The 22,242-nt window shown below is 64.0% G+C and carries 16 protein-coding genes and 1 pseudogene; 3 read left to right on the forward strand and 14 right to left on the reverse strand.

Annotated elements, in window-relative coordinates; all coding sequences use genetic code 11:
- Positions 1-229: 229 nt before the first annotated feature.
- From Q0K23_RS09560 to Q0K23_RS09595, 8 genes are all read right to left on the reverse strand, one after another.
- Positions 230-1,513, reverse strand: coding sequence for an MFS transporter (locus Q0K23_RS09560; protein WP_294521307.1), 1,284 nt, complete (start codon positions 1,511-1,513; stop codon positions 230-232).
- Positions 1,514-1,543: 30 nt separating this feature from the next.
- Positions 1,544-2,353 carry an APC family permease gene (locus tag Q0K23_RS09565; protein ID WP_294521310.1) on the reverse strand — a complete coding sequence of 270 codons (810 nt, stop codon included), beginning with the start codon at positions 2,351-2,353 and terminating at the stop codon, positions 1,544-1,546.
- A gap of 48 nt (positions 2,354-2,401) precedes the next feature.
- On the reverse strand, positions 2,402-3,574 hold the full coding sequence (locus Q0K23_RS09570; protein WP_294521313.1) for a MalY/PatB family protein: 1,173 nt from the start codon (positions 3,572-3,574) through the stop codon (positions 2,402-2,404).
- 239 nt (positions 3,575-3,813) lie between these two features.
- On the reverse strand, positions 3,814-4,512 hold the full coding sequence (locus tag Q0K23_RS09575; protein WP_294521315.1) for a FadR/GntR family transcriptional regulator: 699 nt from the start codon (positions 4,510-4,512) through the stop codon (positions 3,814-3,816).
- Between the two features lie 147 nt (positions 4,513-4,659).
- The gene (locus tag Q0K23_RS09580) at positions 4,660-6,135 is read right to left on the reverse strand and encodes an L-fucose/L-arabinose isomerase family protein (RefSeq protein WP_367179054.1); all 1,476 of its coding nucleotides are present in this window, start codon (positions 6,133-6,135) and stop codon (positions 4,660-4,662) included.
- A 17-nt stretch (positions 6,136-6,152) separates the two neighbouring features.
- The gene (locus tag Q0K23_RS09585) at positions 6,153-6,791 is read right to left on the reverse strand and encodes a DUF4867 family protein (protein WP_294521318.1); all 639 of its coding nucleotides are present in this window, start codon (positions 6,789-6,791) and stop codon (positions 6,153-6,155) included.
- Positions 6,792-6,803: 12 nt separating this feature from the next.
- Positions 6,804-8,330 carry a xylulokinase gene (gene xylB, locus Q0K23_RS09590; protein WP_294521320.1) on the reverse strand — a complete coding sequence of 509 codons (1,527 nt, stop codon included), beginning with the start codon at positions 8,328-8,330 and terminating at the stop codon, positions 6,804-6,806.
- A 60-nt stretch (positions 8,331-8,390) separates the two neighbouring features.
- Entirely contained in the window at positions 8,391-9,848 is a 1,458-nt protein-coding gene (locus Q0K23_RS09595; RefSeq protein WP_294521324.1) for a family 43 glycosylhydrolase, read from the reverse strand.
- A 266-nt stretch (positions 9,849-10,114) separates the two neighbouring features.
- On the opposite strand from Q0K23_RS09595, the gene Q0K23_RS09600 reads away from it, so the two are divergent.
- Positions 10,115-11,248: an ROK family transcriptional regulator gene (locus Q0K23_RS09600; protein WP_294521326.1), complete on the forward strand. Its 1,134-nt coding sequence runs from the start codon at positions 10,115-10,117 to the stop codon at positions 11,246-11,248.
- Positions 11,249-11,323: 75 nt separating this feature from the next.
- Here the strand turns inward: Q0K23_RS09600 and Q0K23_RS09605 are convergent, their stop codons facing one another.
- From Q0K23_RS09605 to Q0K23_RS09620, 5 genes and pseudogenes are all read right to left on the reverse strand, one after another.
- On the reverse strand, positions 11,324-12,226 hold the full coding sequence (locus tag Q0K23_RS09605; RefSeq protein WP_294521329.1) for a DMT family transporter: 903 nt from the start codon (positions 12,224-12,226) through the stop codon (positions 11,324-11,326).
- Positions 12,227-12,242: 16 nt separating this feature from the next.
- Positions 12,243-12,770 (reverse strand): 4Fe-4S dicluster domain-containing protein, encoded by a 528-nt coding sequence (locus Q0K23_RS09610; protein WP_294521332.1) that lies wholly within the window; start codon positions 12,768-12,770, stop codon positions 12,243-12,245.
- Positions 12,767-13,861 (reverse strand): molybdopterin dinucleotide binding domain-containing protein, encoded by a 1,095-nt coding sequence (locus Q0K23_RS12730; RefSeq protein ID WP_367179055.1) that lies wholly within the window; start codon positions 13,859-13,861, stop codon positions 12,767-12,769. Before Q0K23_RS12730 ends, Q0K23_RS09610 begins: the two co-directional genes overlap by 4 nt.
- A gap of 88 nt (positions 13,862-13,949) precedes the next feature.
- Positions 13,950-14,906: pseudogene (locus Q0K23_RS12735) on the reverse strand (molybdopterin-dependent oxidoreductase); the annotation flags it as partial.
- Positions 14,903-16,186 carry an NAD(P)/FAD-dependent oxidoreductase gene (locus Q0K23_RS09620; RefSeq protein WP_294521334.1) on the reverse strand — a complete coding sequence of 428 codons (1,284 nt, stop codon included), beginning with the start codon at positions 16,184-16,186 and terminating at the stop codon, positions 14,903-14,905. The pseudogene Q0K23_RS12735 and the gene Q0K23_RS09620, both read right to left, overlap by 4 nt.
- Positions 16,187-16,521: 335 nt before the next feature.
- Here Q0K23_RS09620 and Q0K23_RS09625 point away from each other — a divergent pair, with 335 nt between their 5' ends.
- Both Q0K23_RS09625 and Q0K23_RS09630 read left to right on the forward strand, forming a co-directional pair.
- A complete protein-coding gene (locus Q0K23_RS09625) occupies positions 16,522-16,956 on the forward strand; it encodes a RidA family protein (RefSeq protein WP_294521337.1) in 435 nt (144 codons plus the stop codon).
- The gene (locus Q0K23_RS09630; RefSeq protein ID WP_294521340.1) at positions 16,956-17,564 is read left to right on the forward strand and encodes a molybdenum cofactor guanylyltransferase; all 609 of its coding nucleotides are present in this window, start codon (positions 16,956-16,958) and stop codon (positions 17,562-17,564) included. The genes Q0K23_RS09625 and Q0K23_RS09630 overlap by 1 nt, the downstream gene beginning before the upstream one ends.
- A gap of 121 nt (positions 17,565-17,685) precedes the next feature.
- Here the strand turns inward: Q0K23_RS09630 and Q0K23_RS09635 are convergent, their stop codons facing one another.
- Positions 17,686-22,227 (reverse strand): 5'-nucleotidase C-terminal domain-containing protein, encoded by a 4,542-nt coding sequence (locus tag Q0K23_RS09635; protein WP_294521342.1) that lies wholly within the window; start codon positions 22,225-22,227, stop codon positions 17,686-17,688.
- Between the last annotated feature and the right edge of the window lie 15 nt (positions 22,228-22,242).

The following is a 22,242-nucleotide window of genomic DNA, read 5'->3' on the forward strand; positions in this document are numbered from 1 at the left end:
AGGGCATCACCCTGGGCACCTCCGACACCACCTTCAGCCCCGACGTGACCTGCACCCGCGCCCAGATCGTCACTGTTCTCAACCGCTACCTGGCTGATTAACGCCTCCCCCCTGGCGATACAGCCAACCCAAAAAGTGCCTGCCGCATCGCTTCTGCGGCAGGCACTTTTTCGCTTCAAACGCAGGCCGCCGGAGCCTGAGCTCCGGCGGCCTGTTTTCTATTATCTTTTTACTGTTCTGTGGCCACGGCAGCCCGAGCAGCCTTCATCTGACGCTTCTCGGCCAGCGCCATGGCCAGGTAGAAGGCAATGCCCGCCACCAGGACCAGGGCGGCAATGCCCAGCCAGGCGTACTTGTAGCTGCCGGTGATGTCGAAAATCAGGGCCACCGACACCGGGCCGATGGTAGTGCCCACGCCGGAAGCCAGGTTTACGCTGCCATAGATAGCGCCGTAATCCCGGTTGCCGAAAATGCGCGCCGTGATCAGGGGCGGAAGGAACACCGCAATGGAGCCGCCGATGCCGTAAATGGCCACAAAGCCGAATACAGCCGGACCCCAATAGCTGGTGAAGAACAGGCAGAGAAACACGAACACAAAGGTACCGATGGCAAAGTTGGTGGTGGATTTCAGGCCGAATTTATCGGCCAGGAAGCCCAGAACGAACTTGCCCACGGTCAGCAGACCGGACGCCACCGCGGTGTAGGCGGCAGCGGTGGTGGGATCGTAGCCCAGGTCGGTCAGATAGACCTGTACGTTGGTCAGCAGGCCGGTAGCCGCAATGGCCAGCAGCAGCATGGCCACCACCATGCAGACAAACTCGGGGGTCTTCAGGGCCTGCTGCACCTGCATGCCGCTCTTCTCCTCATTCAGGGAGCTCTTCTCCTCCTCTGTGTACTCGCCCCGCTTGGCGATCCCCTTCTTTTCCGGGGTGCTGACGATAAACAGGAAGCAGGGGGTGACAAAGAAGATGAGGATGGCCGCCGCTGTATAGTAGCCGTAGCGCCAGCCGTAGGTGGTGATGATCTTTGTGATGAGCGGCAGGATGGTCAGGGCACCTATGCCGCTGCCGGCGGTGACAAAGGCCATGGCCCGGCCCCGGAGCTTGGGTCCAAACCAGAAGTTGACCAGAATGGCGGGCGCCAGCCGGATGACACCGGCAAAGCCCAGGCCCAGGCCTACCGCAAAGCAGTAGAACTGCCACAGCTCCGTGCACACGGTAAAGCCCAGGTAGCACAGCGCCTGGACAATCTGGAGAACGACCATGATGACCTTGGTGTTCCCCCGCTCCAGAAGCCGGCCGATAAAGGGAGATGAGATCATCATCACAGCGGAGCTGATGGACAGATAGAGGGTAAACGAGGAGCGGGAAAACCCGAATTCCTCTGTGATGGCCGCGGTGTATGCGCCGGCGCAGTTGGTGTAGAGAACCTGCCCGAAGAACAGGCAGAGAAAGCCGCAGAACACGATCTTCCACCCGTAGTAGAAGCGCTCTCCTTTTGCAGAAGATGCCATTTTGTTCCTCCTCTCGTATTGTGCAGGGGATCAGTCTTCCCAGATGTTGTAGGTGGCGGTCACCTTTCCGGTGCGGCTTCGCAGCAGCGCGTATGCCGCGCATACCGCCATTGCTCCCAGACTGACCAGGACGATCTGGAGCGTCAGCTCCGCCATGGAGTCCAGCAGAATGGCAATCTGCGCCCCAAGCGCCACAGTCACCACCACATAATACGCCTTGTCCGGAATGTGAAAGCGGGAATTCCGCCACGCCTCCGGGTAGCGCTTCGGGAAGCGGCAATATGCGTACAGATACATCATCGCCTGAAGGGAATTGACCAGGAGAATGTTGTTGGTGATGGTCTTCACGCTGAAGAGCGCCATGGCCACCACCAGAACCACCACCAGCACGTTCTGCAGCTTGGCGGCCATGTCCACGCCCACAATATTCATCACAAAGCAGAGGGTCAGGATGGCGAAGGCCACCACCGTCTCATTGAGTCCAGGGATGATGCTGCAGGCGTACTCGGCAAAGGTGATGGCGAACATGGCCAGCACCAGCTGTCCGGCCACCAGCAGGGCCAGGTAGAAGAAGCCCGCTTTTTTTCCGATATAGTCCCGCACATAGGTGTACATGCCGCCGGTGGCCGGCACCGCGCTGCCCAGGACAGCCAGCACCAGGTTGGGGCAGATGACCAGCACCGCCGCCAGCAGGAAGGCAAAGGGCGTGCCCGCCCCGGTGATGGAGATGCAGATTCCGGTCAGAACCATAATGCCTGAGCCAATGATCTGGCCCACGCCGATGCCCATCAGATCCCAGAAGCCCAGGACCTTTTTCAGGCCGTTTTTTTGCTCGTCCATATGTAAGTCCTCCTCAAAACCTCTTCCGTCATGCCGTTACATCGGGGGTCAAAGGTCCGCAAGGGCCTTTTGGATGCAGGCCAGTCCCGCGGTCAGCTGGGCGCGGGGGCAGGCCACGTTCATGCGCACAAAGCCGTCGTACTGCTCGCCGTAGTGGTTGCCGCCATTGAGGCCGGCCCCCGCCTGGGCGATGCGGCGGATCAGCTCGTCGCTGGAGAGGCCGTAGTCGGTCATGTCCAGCCAGAGCAGATAGGTGCCCTCAGGCCGGGCCACCCGGACCCGGGGCAGGTGCTCCGCCATAAAGTCGCAGACGATCTGGGCATTCCCCGTCAGGTAGGCCCGCTGGCTGTCCACCCACTGGTCGCCGCCGGCGTAGGCCGCCTTCACCGCCTCCAGCCCCAGGGTGTTGGGGCAGAAGAGGTAGCGGGAATAGAGCCACTTCTGGTAGGCCTCCCGGGTCTTTTCCCCGGGGATGATCAGGTTGGAGGTCTCCAGGCCGGCGATGTTGAAGGTCTTGCTGCAGCTGGTGCAGACGATCAGCCGCTCATACAGCGCCTGGAACTGGCCCATGGTGGTGTGGTGGTAGCCGTCCATGATCAGGTCCCAGTGGATCTCGTCGCTGACCACGTACACGCCGTACCGGCCGCAGATGTCCGCCACCCGCTTCAGCTCCTCCTCCGTCCACACCCGGCACACCGGGTTGTGGGGGCTGCACAGCAGCAGCATGGCGGCCCCGTCCTTACAGGCGGCCTCCAGGCCGTCGTAGTCCATGCGGTAGCCGTTCTCGTCGTGGATCAGGTCGTTTTTCACCATTGTCCGGTCGGCCGCCTGGATGATAGAGTAGAACGGATCGTAGACCGGCGGCTGCACGATCACCTTGGCGTCCGGCGGCAGCAGCGCCTCAATGGCGTTGCACATGGCCGGAACGATGCCGCCCGTGGGCACGATCCAGCTGTGCTCGATGTTCCAGCCGTGGCGCCGGCGGTACCAGCCCGCCACAGCCTCAAAGTAGTCCTCGTCCAGGTCGGTATAGCCGATGACGCCGTTGTCGATCCGCTTCTTCAGCGCCTCCAGGATAGGGGGATAAGTGGGATAGTCCGCGTCGGCAATGGAGAAGGGCAGCAGGTTGTCCATCCCGTAGTCCGCTTTCTGGAAATCCCATTTGATACAACTGGTCCCTTTTCTCTCTGCGCCGCGGTTAAATGCTTCCAGATCGCTCATCCGTCAGCTCAGCCCCTTCTTGTTATGTTTATTTCCTTGTTAAGCGCTTAACTTGTCATATATAATAATATGACATGTATTATCATAATACAAGTCCTATTTTCTATTTTTCGTTTTTTCATCGTCGTATACAAAATACTGTCGCATTTTTCTGCGTAATGACGAACCTGAATTTGTTTTTCTCGCAACTTATTATAAAAAATTACCGCCGCAGATCATCTCTGGTCTGCGGCGGCGTCCTATTTCTCTCCTTTGCTGAAGAAGGTGTTGAAATACTGCTGGTAGGTGTCCAGCAGGAAGGCGGTGTGCTCCTTCATGTAGAAGTAGGCGAACTCCCCGTTCTTGGTGCGGATGGCCTCAAACACCCGCTCGTGCTGGTGCTGGAGCTGGGCCACGGTCCGCTTCTGGCGCTCGGGCACCACCAGCTCCATCAGGGGCGGCGGCGACTCCTTGGAGATCAGCTCCCGGAAGGTGGACAGGAGCAGCGGGTTCTTGGCCGCCTCCATGATGCTCAGGTGGAAGGTCTCCAGCGGGTCCTCCGCCTTGCTCTCCCGCAGGGCCCGGCCTATTTTGGAGATGTCCTCCTCCGTGGCCGTCTCCGCCACGTGGCGGGCCACCTCCGGCTCCAGCCACAGACGCACCTGGTTGACCGACAGGAAGGCCTCCCGGTAGGACGCGTCGTACTGGTGGCTCTTCTGGAAGCCGAAGGCGTCGATGAGCACAAAGCTGCCCTTTCCCCGGCGGGTCTCGATGACCCCCGCCTCGCTCAGGGTGCGCAGCGCCTCCCGCACCGTGATGCGGCTCACCCCTGTCATCTCGATGAGCTCCTTCTCGCTGGGCAGCATGTCGCCCTTCTTGTACACCCCCTGGTCGATCATGGACTTGATCTGCTCGACCACCTGCTCGTAGAGCTTTCGCCCCGTGACAACCTGAAACATACGATCCTCTTTTCTCCCCCATCCCCGCCGGGCACTGCGGGCGTACTGGCTGTGTCGTGGTATGATTATCTATTACTGTACCATCACCGGAGAAAAAAGTAAAGAAGCCCCTCCCTCCGCGGCAGGGCGGAGGGAGGGGCAGGGGGATCAGGCAAAGGGGTTTTCCGTGGGGTAGGGCAGGGATGCGGGCCGGTTGTAGGCGATATCGCCGATGCCCAGCAGGCGGAAGGTCTCAAAGAGGGCCTTGCCGTGGTGTCCGAAGGCCACCGCGCCGTGGTGGGGGTAGCGCTTCTCCAGCAGCACGTGGCGGTAGAAGCGGCCCATCTCATGGATGGCGAACACGCCGATACCGCCGAAGGACCCGGTTGCCACCGGCAGGATCTCGCCCTGGGCGATGTAGGACCGCAGGACGCCCTCGCTGTCGCACTGGAGGCGGTAGAAGGTGATGTCGCCGGGGGCGATGTCCCCCTCCAGGGTGCCCCGGGTGAAGTCGGGCTCGCCGCCGTTCTCCAGCAGCCGGTTCTGGATGAGCTGGTACTTCACCGCCCGGTCGGCGCACATCTTGCAGGAGGGGGTGTTGCCGCAGTGGAAGCCCATGAAGGTGTCGGTGAGCTTGTAGTCGAACTTGCCGGAGAGCTCAGCGTCGTACAGGCTCTTGGGCACCGAGTTGTTGATATCCAGCAGGGTCACCGCATCCTGGGAGATGCAGGCGCCGATGTACTCACTGAGGGCGCCGTAGATGTCCACCTCGCAGGCCACGGGGATGCCCCGGCCGGCCAGGCGGGAGTTGACGTAGCAGGGCTCAAAGCCGAACTGGCTGGGGAAGGCGGGCCAGCACTTGTCCGCGAAGGCCACGTACTTCCGGGCGCCCTTGTGTTCCTCCGCCCAGTCCAGCAGGGTGAGCTCAAACTGGGCCATGCGGGCGAGCAGGTCGGGGTAGTAGCGCCCCTCCCCCATCTCGGCGGCCATGTCGGCGCACACATCGGGGATGCGGGGGTCGTCCTTGTGGGCCTGGAAGCTGACCAGCAGGTCCAGCTCGGAGTTCTCCTCCACCTCCACGCCCAGCTCGTAGAGCCCCTTGATGGGGGCGTTGCAGGCGAAGAAGTCCTGGGGGCGGGGGCCGAAGGTGATGATCTTCAGATTTTTCACCCCGATGACCGCCCGGGCCACGGGGACAAAGTCGGCGATCATCTCGGCGATGTCCTCCGCCGTGCCCACCGGGTAGGAGGGAATGTACCCCTTCAGGTGGCGCATGCCCAGGTTGTAGGAGCAGTTGAGCATGCCGCAGTAGGCATCGCCCCGGCCGTTGATCAGGTCGCCGTCCCCCTCGGCAGCGCCCACGTACATGCAGGGGCCGTCAAAGTACTTGGCGATCAGGGTCTCGGGGGTCTCGGGGCCGAAGTTGCCCAGGAAGACCACCAGCGCGTTGCAGCCCGCCGCCTTCACGTCCTCCACAGCCTTGAGCATGTCGCCCTCATTCTCCACCGTGACGGGGCACTCGTAGAGCGGACCGCTGTAGGCCGCCGCGATGGCGCTCCGCCGCCGCTCCGACAGGGTGATGGGGAAACAGTCCCGGCTCACCGCCACAAGACCCAGCTTGACCTCAGGAATATTTTCCAGCATGTTCTTCTCCTCCTCTGTTATGCTCTTGTCTCCGCAATGTCCGTGTTCCAGCCTCTCAGCCCCACCTGGGCCCCCGTCTTGGCCTCGGCGCTGTCCGGGTGGGCCAGGAGCCACTTGTTCCGGGCCCACAGCCGCCTGCTCTCCCCCGGCAGGTCGGTCAGCTCAGGCTTTTCCGTATTGGTCCCTCTGGGCAGCACCACCGCTACCCGGAAGCCCTCTGTCGCGTCCACGTGGCAGGGGGCGTAGTGCAGACTGGTGGCGTAGACCTCCACCAGGGTGCCGGCGGGCACGTAGAAGGCCGCGACCTTATCCGTGTCCAGCACGCCGTCCTCCACCTCCCACTGGTGGGCCAGCAGGAGCACAAAGGGCACGGTGCCCAGGTTGAACTCGCTGCTCCGGTGGTACTCCAGACAGTTGAGTTTGGTGTTATGGCCCCAGCACATGCCCACCTGGATGGGCATGCCGCCGAAGGCCCGGTCCTCCAGCGCCCGGAAGCAGTCCGCCCCCTCCAGCTCCGGCATGGAGGGCCGGTAGTCCGTGCCCTGCTCCGGCATGGGGATGGACTCCATGGCCCTCAGCAGCCCCTCCAGGGCGTAGCCCGGATGGACCTGGCCATAGGAAGCAAATTCTCTGTTAAAAATGCTCTTAATCTCCATTGTTTTTCCTCCTCACCCCATGGACGCCAGCGTGTGGAACTGCTCCCGCAGCGCCGGGTACAGTCTGCGGTACAGGTCGTAATAGGGCTCGTAGGCCGCCGAGGCGGCGCTGTCCGGCGCGCTGTGCTCTCCCGTCCGTACCGCCGCGGCACAGCCCTGGGCCACGGTGCCGTACACGCCCGCGCCCACGCCGGCCAGGATGGCGGCGCCCAGGGCCGGGCCCTGCTCGGAGGCGATGGTCTTGACCGGGCAGCCGTACAGGTCGGAGAGTATCTGCCGCCACAGGGGGCTGCGCCCGCCGCCGCCGCAGATGGCCATGTCGGACACGTCCACCCCCATCTCCCGGAACACGTCCAGGCACTGGCGCTGGGAGTAGGCCACGCCCTCCATCACCGCGCGGACCAGGTCGCCCCTGGTGTGGATGGCGGAGAGGCCGAAGAACACCCCTCTGGCGTCCGAGTCCAGCAGGGGGGATCGCTCCCCCATCAGGTAGGGCAGGTAGAGAAGGCGGTTGGCGCCGATGGGGCTCTTCTCCGCCTCCGCCGTCATCAGCTCGTAGGGGTCCACCCCCAGGGCGGCGGCGGTCTCCCGCTCGGCGGGACAGAACTGGTTGCGGAACCACTGGAGGGACAGCCCGGCGGACAGGGTGCAGCTCATCACCGTCCACGCGCCGGGCACGGCGGAACAGAAGGTATGTACCCTGCCCTGGGGGTCGATGGTGACCTGTCCCGCATGGGCGAAGATGACCCCCGAGGTGCCCAGGGTGGTGAAGGCCTTGCCCTCCTCCACCACGCCGGTGCCGATGGCGGCGGCGGCGTTGTCTCCCGCGCCGCCCACCACAGCGGTGCCCTCGGCCAGGCCGGTGGCCTCCGCCGCGGCCTTTGTCACCTTGCCGGTCACCTGGCAGGACTCGTACATCTCCCCCAGCAGGGACCGGTCAATGCCCAGCAGGGAGAGAATCTCGCCGCTCCACTGGCGCTTGGGCACGTCCAGCAGGTTCATGCCTGAGGCGTCCGACACCTCGGTGGCAAACTCGCCGGTGAGCTTGTAGCGGATATAGTCCTTGGGCAGGAGGATGTGGCGGCATTCTTCGTAGTTCTCCGGCTCATGCTCCCTCACCCACAGGATCTTTCCGGCGGTAAAGCCGGTGAGGGCGGGGTTGGCGGTGATGGACAGCAGCTTCTCCCGGCCCACTGTCTGGGTAATCTCGTCACACTGGGCCTGGGTCCGGCCGTCGCACCACAAAATGGCCTTCCGCAGCACCTGGCCTTGGCCGTCCAGCATGACCAGGCCGTGCATCTGGCCCGCGATGCCGATGCCCCGGATCTCCTCAGGCCTGGCGCCGCTCCTGGCCAGGACGGTACGCACCGTCTCCTGCACCGCCCGCCACCAGTCCTCCGGGTCCTGCTCCGCCCAGCCGTTCTGGGGCTGGTAGAGGGGGTACTCCACGGTATGGCTGGCCAGCCGGCGTCCGTCAGAATCAAAGAGCACGGTCTTGGTGCCCGACGTGCCCAGGTCAATGCCCAACAGAAGCTCCATAGGTCACACCTTCTCCTCTATTTTCAAAATTTTATTGTTTCAAAAATCCCTTGACCGCCGTCACGGTCTGCCGTCCCTCAGGGTGAAGGAGCGGAAGTCCAGTCTCCCCTTGCCCACAAATCTGAAGTACAGCGGCCGGGTGCCGTCGGGGATGGCACAGGGAGCGCTCAGTTCTTTCCAGCCGTCCCCACTGAGCTTTATCTCCATCCGGGCGGCCGGAGTCTTGAACTCCGGCGTGTCGGACACCAGAAGCACTCCGTCGGCCCGGCCCTGGACCTGGACGGACACGGATTGCAGCGATTGAAAGTCAAAATACTTGAACCCGGCCACCGCCCCGTCCCGCATGTTGGCAATATACTGGCTGTCCCGCTCCTCGCCGTCCTTCCCGGTCTGGGTGAAATAGGGGTGGGCGGCAAGCCGGAGCCGGGGGAACCGGATGTCGTAGCGGGCGGTACCCTTCCCGCTCCACAGGTTGCAGGCGATCCGGGCCGGGTATTTTCCGCTGCCCTTCAGAGGCCCGCCGTTGAGGCCGCAGGAGGTGACCTCCGCCTGACAAAAGCCCCCGTCCGGCCGCCGCTCCAGCCGTTCGGCGCAGGCCTGGCGGGAGTAGGAGTGGCAGTTGGTCTGGCGGTGGTAGAACACATACCACTGTCCGCCCACCTCCACGATGCCGCCGTGGGTGTTGCCCAGGTAGTTGACCGCCCGGCTCTCGTCGGTCCTGCCGTCCAGAAACAGGTCCCCGATGTCCACCAGGGTACCGCCGAAGGTGAAGGGCCCCCTGGGGCTGGGGCCCATGGCCCAGCACAGCTCGTGGTTGTGCTGGGAGGAGTAGACGAAGCAGTACCGGCCGTCCACCTTGCGGATGGAGCTGGCCTCAAAGAAGGCGTGGTTCTCAAAGGCGCCCGGCTTCCCTTTGGTGGGGAAGAGCAGGTCGGGCCCCGCCTTGATGGTGATCATATCCGGCTCCAGCTCCAGAACCACGCCCCCCGGATTGGTGAGATTGTGGAACCCGGAGGCCACCGGGGGCACCTTGGTGGCAAAGCCGGAGTAGAGCCAGACCCGGCCGTCGTCGTCGGTGAGCACGCCCGGGTCAAAGGGAAAGGGCTCCCCCGATCTGGTACCCCAGATGTGGCCGTCCCTGAACTTCACATGGCCGTGGAACTGGTACTGTCCCGCCGGGGTGTCGCACACCGCCACCGCCATGACCCCCAGAAAGTCAAAGGCATAGTAGAGGTAGTAGCGGCCGTCCGGTCCCCGGGTCACGTCGGGGGCGTACAGGCACCGCCGCCCGCTCCTGTTCATGGGGTCCTGGTCCTTGCGGTAGATGACCCCCTCGTACCGCCAGTCCTTCAGGTCGCTCACAGGCGCGGACCAGCAGACATAGTCGTTCATACAGAAGAGGGGGCCGCCGAACCGGTCGTGGGAGCCATACACATACACCCGGTCGCCAAACACGTGGGGCTCGCCGTCGGGGACATACTCCCAGCTGGGGAGATAGGGGTTGAACGCCTGCTCCATGTCTGATTTTCCGCCTCCTCCCGCAATCATATCGCTATAACTTTTATTAAAATACTTTATATAAGTTTCAGCCATATTGTACGTCACGCCGCCGCAGATTGTCAATAGCATCCCGGCAGATAAAATATTTTTTCTGCTACCGCGTAAATATCCCGGTTTTATCCCGCTTTCCGAACAAAATCACTGGAGCGCTCCCAGGTCTCCCTTGCTTTTTTCGAAAATTGTGCTATTATTTTTATAAAATACTTTTGTAAAACGGTGATGTTATGAGCAAGTCCTCTCCGCACTCCACCGTAGAGCTGCGGAAGATGAACCGGAACCGGGTCTTCCAGGCCCTCTATCACACGTCGGAGCCGCTGACCAAGCAGGAGCTGGCCTACCGGCTCTCCATGAGCCTGCCCACCCTGACCCAGAACCTGAGCGAGCTCATGGCCATGGGGCTGGTGGACAACTCCGAGGTGGCGGGCTCCAGCGGCGGCCGCAAGCCCCGCATCCTGTCCGTGGTGCCTGGGGCCCGCTGGGCCCTGGGGGTGGAGATCTCCTCCCGGCATATCCGCCTGGTGGCCCTGGACCTGCAGGTCCGGGAGCTGGGCTTCCGGGCCTTCGACCTGCCCTTCCACACCGGGGAGGAGTACGCCGTCCGGCTGGCCCAGACCGTGGAGTGCTTCATCGACGAGCTGGGCCTGGACCGGGCCAAGCTGCTGGGGGTGGGCGTCAGCATCCCCGGCATTGTGGACGCCGCCCAGCAGTACGTCACCACCGCCCCCACCCTGGGGGTGCGCAGGCTGGACGTGCGGGCCATCGCGGAGCACATCCCCTACCCGGTGTACCTGGTCAACGACGCCAACGCCGGCGGCTTTGCCGAGTGCTGGGGCCGCAGCGGCGTGCAGGACATGGCCTATCTCTCCCTGAGCCGGGGCGTGGGTGGCGCCATCCTCACCTCGGGCACGGCCTACCTGGGCGCCAACGGCCGGTCCGGCGAGTTCGGTCACATGTGCATCCACCCCGGCGGCGCGCCCTGCAGCTGCGGCCGGCGGGGCTGCCTGGAGGCCTACTGTTCCACCGCCCGGCTGTCGGACGACATGGGCATCACCCTGGAGGACTTCTTCCAGGCCCTTGCCCAGGGCCACGCCGCCTATTCCGCCCTGTGGGAGCGCTACCTGGACGACCTGGCCGTGGGTATCCTGAACATCCACGCCGCCCTGGACTGCCAGATCGTGCTGGGCGGCAAGCTCTCCCGCTTTATGGGGGAGAGGTTTTCCGCCATTGACGGGCGGCTGCGCCGCCTGGACCCCGCCTACCAGGAGGGGCCCTATCTGGCCATCTGCCGCTACTACGACCACTCCAACGGCATCGGCGCGGCCCTCTACTTTGTGGACCGGTTCATCCGCCAGATCTGACCTTCTCGAACCGAAAAACAGCGCCCGGAACCAGTGGTTCCGGGCGCTGCTGTTGTCTGCGTACAATATTCCGCGTCACACCGGGGCGCTCTTTTTCTCCGGGGGCTGGGCGGCCTTTGCCTTGCGGTTGCCGTCCACCGCGATGAGCAGAATGCTGGCCAGCACCATGAGCCCGCCGATGACCATTCCCTGGGTCACCGGGTCGTGGAACCAGACGGTGCCGAACACCACGCTGACAATGGGCTCCAGCATGGACACAAAGGCGGCGGTGGAGGCCCCCATGCGGCTGATGCCGTACATCATCAGGAAGTAGCCGCCCACGTTGAACAGGCCGGCCCCCAGCACGAACAGCCAGCCGCTGGGGCTGGAGGGCAGCTGCATGGTGCCCGTGGCGGGCGCCACCACGCCCCACAGCACCGTGCCCGGCAGGGCCACATAGAACAGCTTGGCCTCAATGGGCAGGTCGTTGGCCGGGCCCTTCTCGTTGGCGATCAGGTAGGCGCCGTAGGTGAAGGCGGAGGCCAGGGCGGCCAGCACGCCCATGAGCTCCATATTGCCGCCCTCGCCGGCCAGGAACACCATGCCCGCGATGGAGCAGACGATGGCCACCACCTGGAGCTTGGAGAAGCCCTGGCGGAATACGGTGCCCATCACCACGCACACCACGGCGGGGTACAGGAAGTTGAACATGATGGTCATGCCCACGGGCAGGTACACCAGGGCGGTGTTCAGCAGGAGGGAGGTGATCAGCATGCCCACCACGCCCATGGCCAGGGCCTGGACCAGCTGGGCCGGTTTGGCCCGCAGGCTCTTGCCCTCGGCCAGGGCCATGGCGGCGCTGACCAGCAGGATGATGAGGTTGCTGTAGAACATCAGGCTGTTCATGTGCAGCCCGTCCAGCAGCACCTGCTTCTGGAGGGTGGGCATGATGCCCAGCAGGGTGGCGGCCCCCGCCACCGATAGGATTCCGATCAGCATGGTTTCCTTTCCTTTCTCACTTGGCCGGCTCCGCCGCGCCCCACTGCTCCCGGCGCATGCGGTCCGCCTTTTTCTCCTGCATCTCGCTCTGGCGGCGCTGGAACTCCTCCTCGTCCAGCAGGGTCAGCGCCCCGGTGGGGCACACCTTCACGCAGGCGGGCAACAGCCCCGCCCGCTGCCGCTCGATGCAGGCGTCGCACTTTCTCATCTTCCCGTCGGGGCCGAAGGAGGGGATGCCGTAGGGGCAGGCCATGGCACAGGAGTGGCAGCCGATGCAGTAGGTGTTGTTGTACAGGGTGAAGCCGGTGTCCGGGTTCTTGTACAGGCAGCCGCTGGGGCAGCCCATGACGCAGGGCGCGTCGGCACAGTGCATGCAGGACACCGAGTAGAACTTCAGCTCCCCGGTCTTGCTCTCCTGGGTGAAGGTGTACCGGAAGGGCTGCTCCCCCGCCTCCACCGCCACGTCGTTCTGGTCCATGCAGGCCAGGGCGCAGGCGCCGCAGGCGGAGCACTTCTCCGGGTCAAAAAACAGATAGCGTTTCAACGCCGCTCCTCCTTTCTCACCGCGCAGCGGGTGGACCGGTAGGCCGGGAACCCGGAGTAGGGGTCCAGGTGGTCGGCGTCCATCAGGCTGTTGGCGTCCGCCTCCGAGTAGCCGTGGAACAGGTTCACCAGGCCCTGGGGCACGGTCAGTGTGGGGTGTACCTTCACCGTCACCGCCCCCCGGGCGGTCTCGATGCGGATCCAGTCCCCCTCGTCCACCCCCAGCCGGGCACAGTCGGCCCGGTTCAGGTCGGCGGTGGGCTCCCGGCGGAGGCTCCGGTTGGCGGGTACCTTGTGGAGCCGGGAGTGGATGGCGTTGGGGATGCGGCTGCCCGAGGTGAGCACAAAGGGGTACTTCTCCGGGTCCGCCCCGTCCAGGGGGTCCCGGTAGGTGGGCAGGGCGTCCAGCCCCCACTCCGGGTGGCCGGCGATGACCATGCTCTTGAGCTCAAACTTCCCCGTGGGGGTGTTCAGCCCCCGCTCCAGGGCCTCATAGTCCCGGTGGGGCTTGATCCGGGCGATGGGCACCGGCAGCTTCACCTGCCGCAGCTGGTCCACGGTAACGCCGTAGTCGTCCAGGATGTACTTCTGGACAAAGGCATCATAGCCCGCTTTCAGCATCTCGTCGGGCAGGTCCATGCGGTTGGCCAGCTCGGTGAGGATGGTCACGTCGCTCTTGGACTGGCCCAGGGGCTGGATGGCCGGGCTGGTGTACCAGGCCAGGCCGCCGGGGTAGGGCTTGAACTCCCCCCGCTCGAAGCTGGAGCAGGCGGGGAGCACCAGATCGGCGTACTTGGCCGAGTCGGTGAGGAACAGGTCGGTGTCCACGTAGAAGTCCAGGGCCTCCAGGGCCTGGAACATGTGCCCCGAGTCGGGGAACATCCGGGCGTTCAGGCCCAGGGCGAACAGGGCCTTCACCGGGTAGGGCTTTCCCTCCAGAATCTGCCGGGGCAGGTCCATGGCCTGCATCTCCCCCTCCAGGTAATCCCACAGGGGGAAGCGCCCGGCGCCGATGGGCGGCTTGCAGTTCTTGGGCTTGTTCTCGTAGAGGTACTCCTCCTCCCGGGTGGGGAAGCCGCAGGCCACGTGCATATAGGTGTGGGGGGGTCAGCAGCTGGCCGCCGGCCCGGTCGAAGTTGCCGGTGATGGCCAGCAGGGCGGTGACCGCCCGGTAGTTCTGCAATCCGTTGCGGTGGTGGCACAGGGGCGCGGAGGACTCGTTGAAGCTCATCCGGGGATTTTCATGGATCAGCGCGGCGGCGGCCTCCACCTGCGCAAAGGGCACGCCGGTGATGGACTCGATGTTGTCCCGGTTGAACTGGCGGACGTATTCGGCGTACTCCTCAAAGCCGTGGACATACTTGCGGATATAGGGCATGTCGATCCAGCCCTTTGTGATCAGCACGTTGGCGATGGCGTGGGCCAGGGCGCCGTCGGTGCCTGTCCGGGGCTGGAGGAACAGGTCCGCCAGCTTTTCGCTGGCCGGGGTCCGCCGGGTGTCCACGATCAGGAACTTCAGCCCCTTCTCCTTCAGCTCCATGGCCTTTTTTGCCCCCATATAGGCCGAGTAGAAGGGGTTGAAGGCCCAGCCCAGGAACAGGTCGCTGTTGGCCATGTCCGCGTCGGCCTGGTCCCCCGCCGCCAGCTTCCAGGCCATAAAGGCCGCCGTGTAGCAGGCGCTGGACTCGCAGCCGTAGTTGGGGCTGCCGAAGGCGTAGGCAAACCGCCGGAGCATCTGCCGGTACCACTTGGAGTAGCCCGAGTAGAAGGCCACGCTCTCCGGCCCGTACTGCTCCTTGGCCCGGTTCAGCCGCCGGCCGATCTCCTCGTAGGCCTCATCCCAGCTGATGGGCTCAAACTCCCCCGCTCCACGGGGGGCCGTCCGCCGGAGGGGCGTCATGATCCGGTCCTTCCGGTAGATGTACTGCCGGTTGGCCAGGCCCTTGGGGCACAGCCGCCCGTCGTTCACCGGGTGGCCGTCCATGCCCTCGATCTTGATCACGGTCCCGTCCTTCACATATGCGCTGACGCCGCAGTGCATCCCCGGGGAGCAGATGTCGCACATGGTGGGCCTGATCTCAATTCCCGTGTCCTCCCCCGGGATCTTGCTGCGGATCTTTCGCTCCAGTTCCGTCATATTCCCGCCTCCAAAGTGTCAATCATGCGCTCCGGCACGCCGTACCGCACCAGCTGCCCCCGCTGCTCCGGGGAAAAGCGGCAGGGCTGGCCCCGCAGCACCTTGATGAGCTGTGCCTTTATGATGCCCGACACGCCGTAGTTGTCCAGAATGTTGAACCCCACCGGCTTCCCGTCCCGGTACACCGCCTGGAGGTAGAAGCCCCCCTCCGGCGAGCGGTAGGTCCTGACCTCTCCGGTCAGCCGGTTGTCCCCCAGGCCGATGAAGTCCATGTCCAGGAAATGGGTGATGTTGTGCAGGATGTTCCCGTCGGTCTCGTCGGTGACACCGGCCATGTTCCGGCCGGCGATGCGGCCCTGAACCCCCGCGTTGGCCCACAGACCGATGATCTGCTTGCCGCCGGACTGGAGGTTGTCCCCCTGGCAGCAGTCCCCCGCCGCGTAGATCCCGGGGGCCGAGGTGCGCATCCGGCCGTCCACCAGGATGCCCCGGTCCACGGCGATCTCCGCCCGGTCCACAAAGGAGCAGGCCGCCCGGGTGCCGATGTTCAGCACCAGCAGCTCGGTCTCCAGGGTACTGCCGTCGGCCAGGGTCACGGTATAGCGGGGATTGCCCCGGCTGTCCGTGTCCTCCTCCGCCTGGGTGATGGCCTGGCCCAGGGCCAGCCCGATCCCCATGGCCCGCAGCCGGTCCTCGATCATCCCGGACACCTCCGGGTAGGCCGCCAGGGCGAAGATATGGGGTGCCATGTCCGCCAGGGTCACATGGCACCCCCGGTTGTGCAGCAGCTCGGCCACCTTGATGCCCACCATGGAGGCCCCCACGATCACCGCGTCGCGGAACGCTCTCCCCTCCACAGCCCTGCGCAGCTTCTCCGCGTCCTCCACCGTGCGCATGCAGAACACGTTTTTGATGCCGCCGAAGCTGGGGGGCACAAAGGCCGTAGCCCCCGCGGCGATCAGGATCTGGTCGTACTCCTTCCGGCGTCCAGACGCCGTCTCGATCCGTCGGTCCCCGGCCGCCACCCGCGTCACCCGGTCGCCGGTAAAGATCTGGGCGTTATACCGCTTCTCGATCTCCTCCAGGGTACCGAAGGGAAACAGCCCGCTGTAGGGCAGCCGCCCCGACGCGTAGTAGGTGGTCAGCATGGGGTTGTAGGGCGGCAGCTCCGTCTCGCTGTAGATGTCGATCTCCGCGCCGCTGTCCGTCTCCCGGATGGCCTGCAGTGCGTGGCAGCCGGCACATCCCAGCCCGACAATTCCGATCCGCTTTTCAGACAAGGTGTCCCGCTCCTTTCTCCACATTTTTCTTGTATTGAATTATAACAAGTTGACTGCCGTTGTGCAAGCGCTTTTTTCATTCTTTCCGTCCCGGGGCCAACTTCGTGCAGTTGGCCGAAAATCCGTAATTATTTTTGTATATATTGCAAAATTTTCAGTATTTTCCGATGTGATATACACTCCACCCGTTTAAAAAGAAGCACCTCCCGGAAAAAAATCTTCGGATTTTCCTGGGAGGTGTTGACCTTTTTTATGCGCTGTCGTATTATTCTATATGATAAGTTAAGTGCAGCTGATCGCAGTCTTCCGCTGCCAGATGAAAGGAGATCTTCCCCATGAAAAAGAGCATCATCGCCACCGAAAAAGCCCCCGCCGCCATCGGCCCCTACTCTCAGGCCGTGTGTGTCAACGGCATTGTGGCCACCTCCGGCCAGCTCCCTATTGACCCCGCCACCGGCAAGCTGGTGGAGGGCGGCATCCAGGAGCAGACCCGCCAGTGCTTCCGCAAACTGGCCGCCATCCTGGAGGAGGCCGAGCTCTCCTTTGACAACGTAATCAAGTCCACCGTGTACCTGGCCGACATCCGGGACTTTGCCACCATGAACGAGATCTACGCCCAGAACATCACCTCCGACTACCCCGCCCGCAGCGCCTTCCAGGTGGCCGCCCTGCCTATGGGCGCCCTGGTGGAGATCGAGGTCCTCTGCGCCCGGGGCGAGATCCCAACCGCCGACATGCTGGGCGCCCCCGCCTGCGGCTGCGGCTGCTGATGTCCGCGCCGTCCCGGGTGCCCGCCATCGGGGGCCTCATCCTGGCCGGAGGACAGAACCGGCGCATGGGCGGCCGGCCCAAGGCCGCCCTGCGGGACAGCGCCGGCGTCCGCTTCCTGGACCGCATCGCGGCTGCCATGGGCAGTCCCGATGAGCGGCTGCTCAGCACCAACACCCCCGCTCTGGCAGAGGGCACCGCCTTCACGCCGGTGCCCGACCGCTTCCCCGGCGCCGGACCCCTGGGCGGCATCGCCTCCGCCCTTCTGGCCTGCCGCAGCGACGGGCTGCTGACCGTGTCCTGCGACGTGCCCCTGGTCACGCCGGAGCTCTTTTCCTTTCTGCTGTCCTTTCGGGACAGAGGCTGGCCGGCCTGGGCCGTGGAGGACCGCACCGGCCGCCTCCACCCCCTCTGCGGCGTGTACATGAAGGACTGCCTCCCCCTGCTGCTGTCCCAGCTGGAACAGGGCTGCCGCAGGGTCACCCAGTTCTTTTACAGCGCCGGCGGACAGGTGGTCTCCCTGGCGGATACTTCCATCCCGGATACAGCCCTCTCCAACATCAACACGCCGGAGGACTGGAACAGGCTTTTCTCTTCCGGCAACATATAGCACCGTGTCCCCAGGCAAGATTACAGATAAAACGCAGACAGGCGGCAGGCACTTTCGTGCCTGCCGCCTGTCTGCGTTTGGTATTTGCGGATGCGATCCGTCCTGAGCGGGCAGTGTCCGTTTACACAGCCGCCTGGACGAGCCGGGTCAGAAGCGTCGCGATCTCAGCCCGGGTGGCGGTCCCCTGAGGATCGCTCAGGCCGCCGGGTCTGCCGTTGAGCAGGCCGCACTTGATGCACAGCTCCACGCTGTCGCCAGCCCAGCTGCTGACCGTATCCAGGTCGGTGAAGCTGCTGGTATCCGCAACCTGCTCCAGCTCCAGGCCCGCAGTCTCCATGTAGCGGACCAGGATGGTGCACAGCTGCTCGCGGGTGATGGTGCCGTCGGGATCAAAGCCCGCGCCGGTGCCGGCGACCACGCCGGTCTCGGCCGCCCAGTTCACCGCGTCGGTGTACCAGGTACCGTCCGCCACGTCGGCAAAGCCGGAGGAGACGGCCGTCTTCTCGCCGTCAATGCGGTAGAGGACGGTGACCAGCATGGCTCTGGTCATCAGCGCGTCGGGGGCGAAAACGCCGTTGCCGGTGCCGTTGAAGAACTCGTGAGCGGTGACAAAGTCGATGGCTTCAGCAGCCCAGTAGCCGCTGCCCACGTCGGTGAAGGTCTTGGTGTTGTCGATCAGGCGGTAAGTGCCCTCCACATCGGCCACATAGCTCACCTCACCGTTCTCCACCACCGCGAAGGGCAGGATCTGGGTGGTACCGTCCTTCAGCGTGACCTGCACCACATTGCCGCCGTCAGCCGGGTCCACGATCATGTCATTGACATCCGCTCCGGTGGAGAGGGTGCCGGCGGGAATGGTGACGGAGAGACCGTCGGCGGAGATCACGACAGGCTTGGAGGTGTTCTCTCTGACCAGCTGAGCCTGCTGGGCGCTGGTCAGATCGTTCTTGAGGGTGACGGTGACCTGCTCGGTCCCCACGGAAACCAGGGAATTGTTGGTGGAGACAGTGGGAGGCGTATAGACGGGCTCCTCCTCCACCGCAACGTTGTAACCCAGGCTCCAGCCGGAGGGCGCGGGCATCACGCCGCCGGCCTCGCTCTCACTCTCGCTCTTGACAAAGTTGGCCACCATCTGGGTGACAAGGCCCTGCTCGTCACCCAGGGCCGCCTGGGAGGACCACAGTGCGTTGGCGATGATCTCAGCCTTCTCCTCCGTGCTGGAGGCGTCCTTGCCCATGGCCTTGACAAAGGGGTCCTGGCCGATGACGTAGTTGTTGACGCCCACGATCAGGGTCTGGCTGTCGGTGATGGGCTCGCCGGTGGAGGAGAGCTTCAGGTTCACCACCCGCTCTCCCTCGGGCTTGGCCAGGTCATACTGGAAGTCCAGGCCGTAGAACAGGGCGGTGACAAAGTTGCTCTGCACCTTGTAGGTGATGTCCTCGCCGTCCACCTGGGCGGAGTAGAAGGCGGCCACGCCCTCCAGCCACGCCTTCAGCTGGGCGCCGGTCATCTCAACGGCGTACAGATAGTTGTCGTACCGGTACATCCGGTAGATGTCCTTCAGGGAGATGGGGCCGGCGGACACGGTGTAGCGGTTGGACACGATGTCGGTGGTGGCAGCCGCGTCCATGGCGACGCCGTTCTGGCGGGCGGTCCAGATCTGGGACCGGTTGACCAGGTCGATGGTGTCGTTGTGGCCCAGACGGAAGCTGCTGTTGCCGTCCCAGGTGCCGATGGCGGTGCCGTACTGGGAGTTCACATAGTTCTCCGCCGCGGTGGCCGCGGGCTGGATGAGGGTCTTCAGCTCAGCGTCGTTCTCCAGCTTGCTCAGGCTCTGGTTGCCCAGGTCCTCCACCGAGGTGGTAAAGGCGCCGCTCTCGGCGTCGTAGGACACGGACACCACTGCCCGGGCCAGAGAGCCGCCGCCGCCGTTGATGACGGGGATCTGGTTGCCGTTCTTGTCGGGGGTAGTCCTGGTGCGGTAGGACTGGTGGTCGTGACCGGCGATGACCAGGTCGATGCCGGTGTTGCCGGCCACCATGCGGGCAATCTGGTTCTCAGTGTTGGTGCCGATGACCAGATCGCCTTCGGTGTTGCCGCTGCCCACGCCGGAGTGGTAGGCCACGATGACGAAGTCGCAGCCCTCGCCGCCCTCAGCCTCGGGCTTGCGCAGCTGGGTGACATACTTCTCCGCCTCAAGGGCCATGTCGCGGGTGGGGTTGCCGGGAGGCGTCAGGGTCACGCCGCCGGTGCCGTCGTCGCCCACGCCGAAGTTGGCGGGCACGTCGAACTGGTCACAGTCGGTGTTCTCAAAGCCGATGATGCCCACCTTGAACTCCTGGCCGTCCACCTGGAAGGTCTTGGTGGTGTAGGGCGTGAAGGCGTTCTGGCCGGCGTTGTCGCCGTCGCGCCAGTACAGGTTGGCGGCCAGCACGCTGACACTGGTGCCGTTCTCGTCGTCCTCGGCCTCCAGCTGGCCGTACATGGACTGCATGACCTCCCAGGAGTAGTTGAACTCATGGTTGCCCAGGACAAAGGCGTCGTAGCCGATGTTCCGCAGCGCCAGAACCATGGGGTTGTTCTCTCCGTTCTGGGAGAGGATGTTGTAGGTGGACAGGGTGGTGCCCTGGAACAGGTCGCCATTGTCGATGAGAATGGTGTTCTCATAGTCCGCCCGGATGTCGTCCACGGCGGTGGCCACCTTCAGCAGGCTGTTGTTCACGCTGGAGTCGGTGAGCACGTCGGTGTCCCACACCTTGCCGTGCACGTCGGTGGTGGACATGACCATGATCTCGGTGGGGGTGACGCTGTCAGGATTGGCGCCCGCATGGATGGTCCAGTGGGTCTCGGCCCCCGGAGCAATGGTGCCGCCGTCCTGGCACATGGCCTTGATGTACTCGCCCACGATCAGGGGGATGGAGCCGCCCACAGCGCCGAACTCAGCGTCCACGGTGCCGTCCCAGATGGCCTTGGTCATGTCGATGCCGGTGGCGGCGTACCAGCCGTACTCATCCGCATCGGCGTTGGCGGCCAGACGGTAGCTGGACAGGCCCACGATAAACTTGTCGTCGTCCTTCACGGGCGTGCCGTCGGGCCAGGTCATGTTGACCACCCGGCTGCCCTGGTCCTCACCCAGGTAGACCTCGTAGTTGATGCCATAGACGATATCCGTGCCGTACCCGCCGCCGGAGATGGTGTCGCCGCTGACTTTGTAGTCCCCGGTGCAGTGCTCCAGCCAGTCCTTGAGCTGCTTTCCGGTCATCTCAATGGCATAGAGCAGGTTGTTGTCGTATCTGTAGATGGAGTAGCAGTCCTTCAGGCTGATGGTGGCGGTGTCGGCGCCCTCTCCAAACAGGCCGGCCACGGTGAAGCCGTTGCTGGCCACAGGGCTGGTGATGGAGATGATGGTCTCATCCTTGTACTTGTCCGCATCAGCGCTCCGGGCAAGGCCCTGCTCCACCGCCCAGATCTGGGCCTTGTGAATCAGGTCGGTGATGTCGCCCTGGACGGAGTAGAGCGTCTTGCCGCTCACCGTATCCCACTGGCCGGTGAGGGTGCCGATGGGCTCGTTGACAAACTCCACCGCCGCGTCGTAAGTGGGCTTGATCTGGGCGCTCAGGCCCTCGTCGTTGACCAGGGAGTTGTCGCCCAGGTTGATGAGGGAGCTGTCGCCGAAGGAATAGGTCCCGTCGCTGTTGAGGGTGATGACCGTCTTGGTCAGCCGGCTGGTGCCGCCGTTGACGCAGGGGACGCTCTCACCGTTCTTATTGTGCAGGGTGCTGGTGCCCACAGAGTGGTTGTGGCCGGCGATGACCATGTCGATGCCGTCGGTGTTGGCCACAAAGTAGGCCACCTGGCTCTCCACATTGAAGTTGTCGGCAGAGCCCTCGCCGCTGTGGGCGGCCACGATGACGATATCACAGCCCGCCTCTTCCAGCTCGGCCTTCCACTTGTTCTCCCACTCCCAGGCATAGGAGTGCTCCGTGTTGCCGTCGCTCCAGAACTGCATGCCCTCGTAGTGGGAGGCCACGTCCCAGTTGGGCACGTTCATGTTCTCAAAGCCCAGGACGGCGATTTTGAAGGTCTTCTCCCCCACCTGGAACTCCTTAATCACATAGGGGACGTAGGGGTCGGCCACCTCGCCGGTCTCGGTGTCCAGCAGATTGGCGCACACGGCGGTCACCGGCGTGCCGGGCAGCGCGCCGGCCTCATCAGAGTCCCCGGCGGGAGCCGCCAGCATGTCGTAGAAGTTCTTCTGCACCGACATGGTGTAGTTGAACTCGTGGTTGCCGGGGACAAACACATCGTACCCGCAGTAGCGCAGGCAGAGGGCCACCGGGTTGTTCTCGCCGCCCTCCACGTTTACATTGTAGCTGGTGATGGTGGTGCCCTGAATGGCGTCGCCATTGTCGATCAGAATGGTGCCGTCCATGGCCGCCCGCTCGCTCGCCATGGCCGTTGCCACCTTCAGATAACTGTTGTTGAAGGTGCCGCCCACAGGGTTCTCACTATATACCTTGCCGTGCATGTCCGTAGTGGAGTACACACCGATTGTCTTAGACTCGACCTCAGTATCTGCCGCATAGGCTGCGCCGGGAATAAAGCTAAAGCACAGCGCCAGCGCCAGAACCACCGCCAACAGACGGTTGTGTTCCTTTTTCACAGCTTTCATCCTTCC

Origin of the sequence: uncultured Pseudoflavonifractor sp. (assembly GCF_944387275.1) — a bacterium.
In the GTDB taxonomy this organism is placed as follows: Bacteria; Bacillota; Clostridia; order Oscillospirales; family Oscillospiraceae; genus Pseudoflavonifractor; species Pseudoflavonifractor intestinihominis.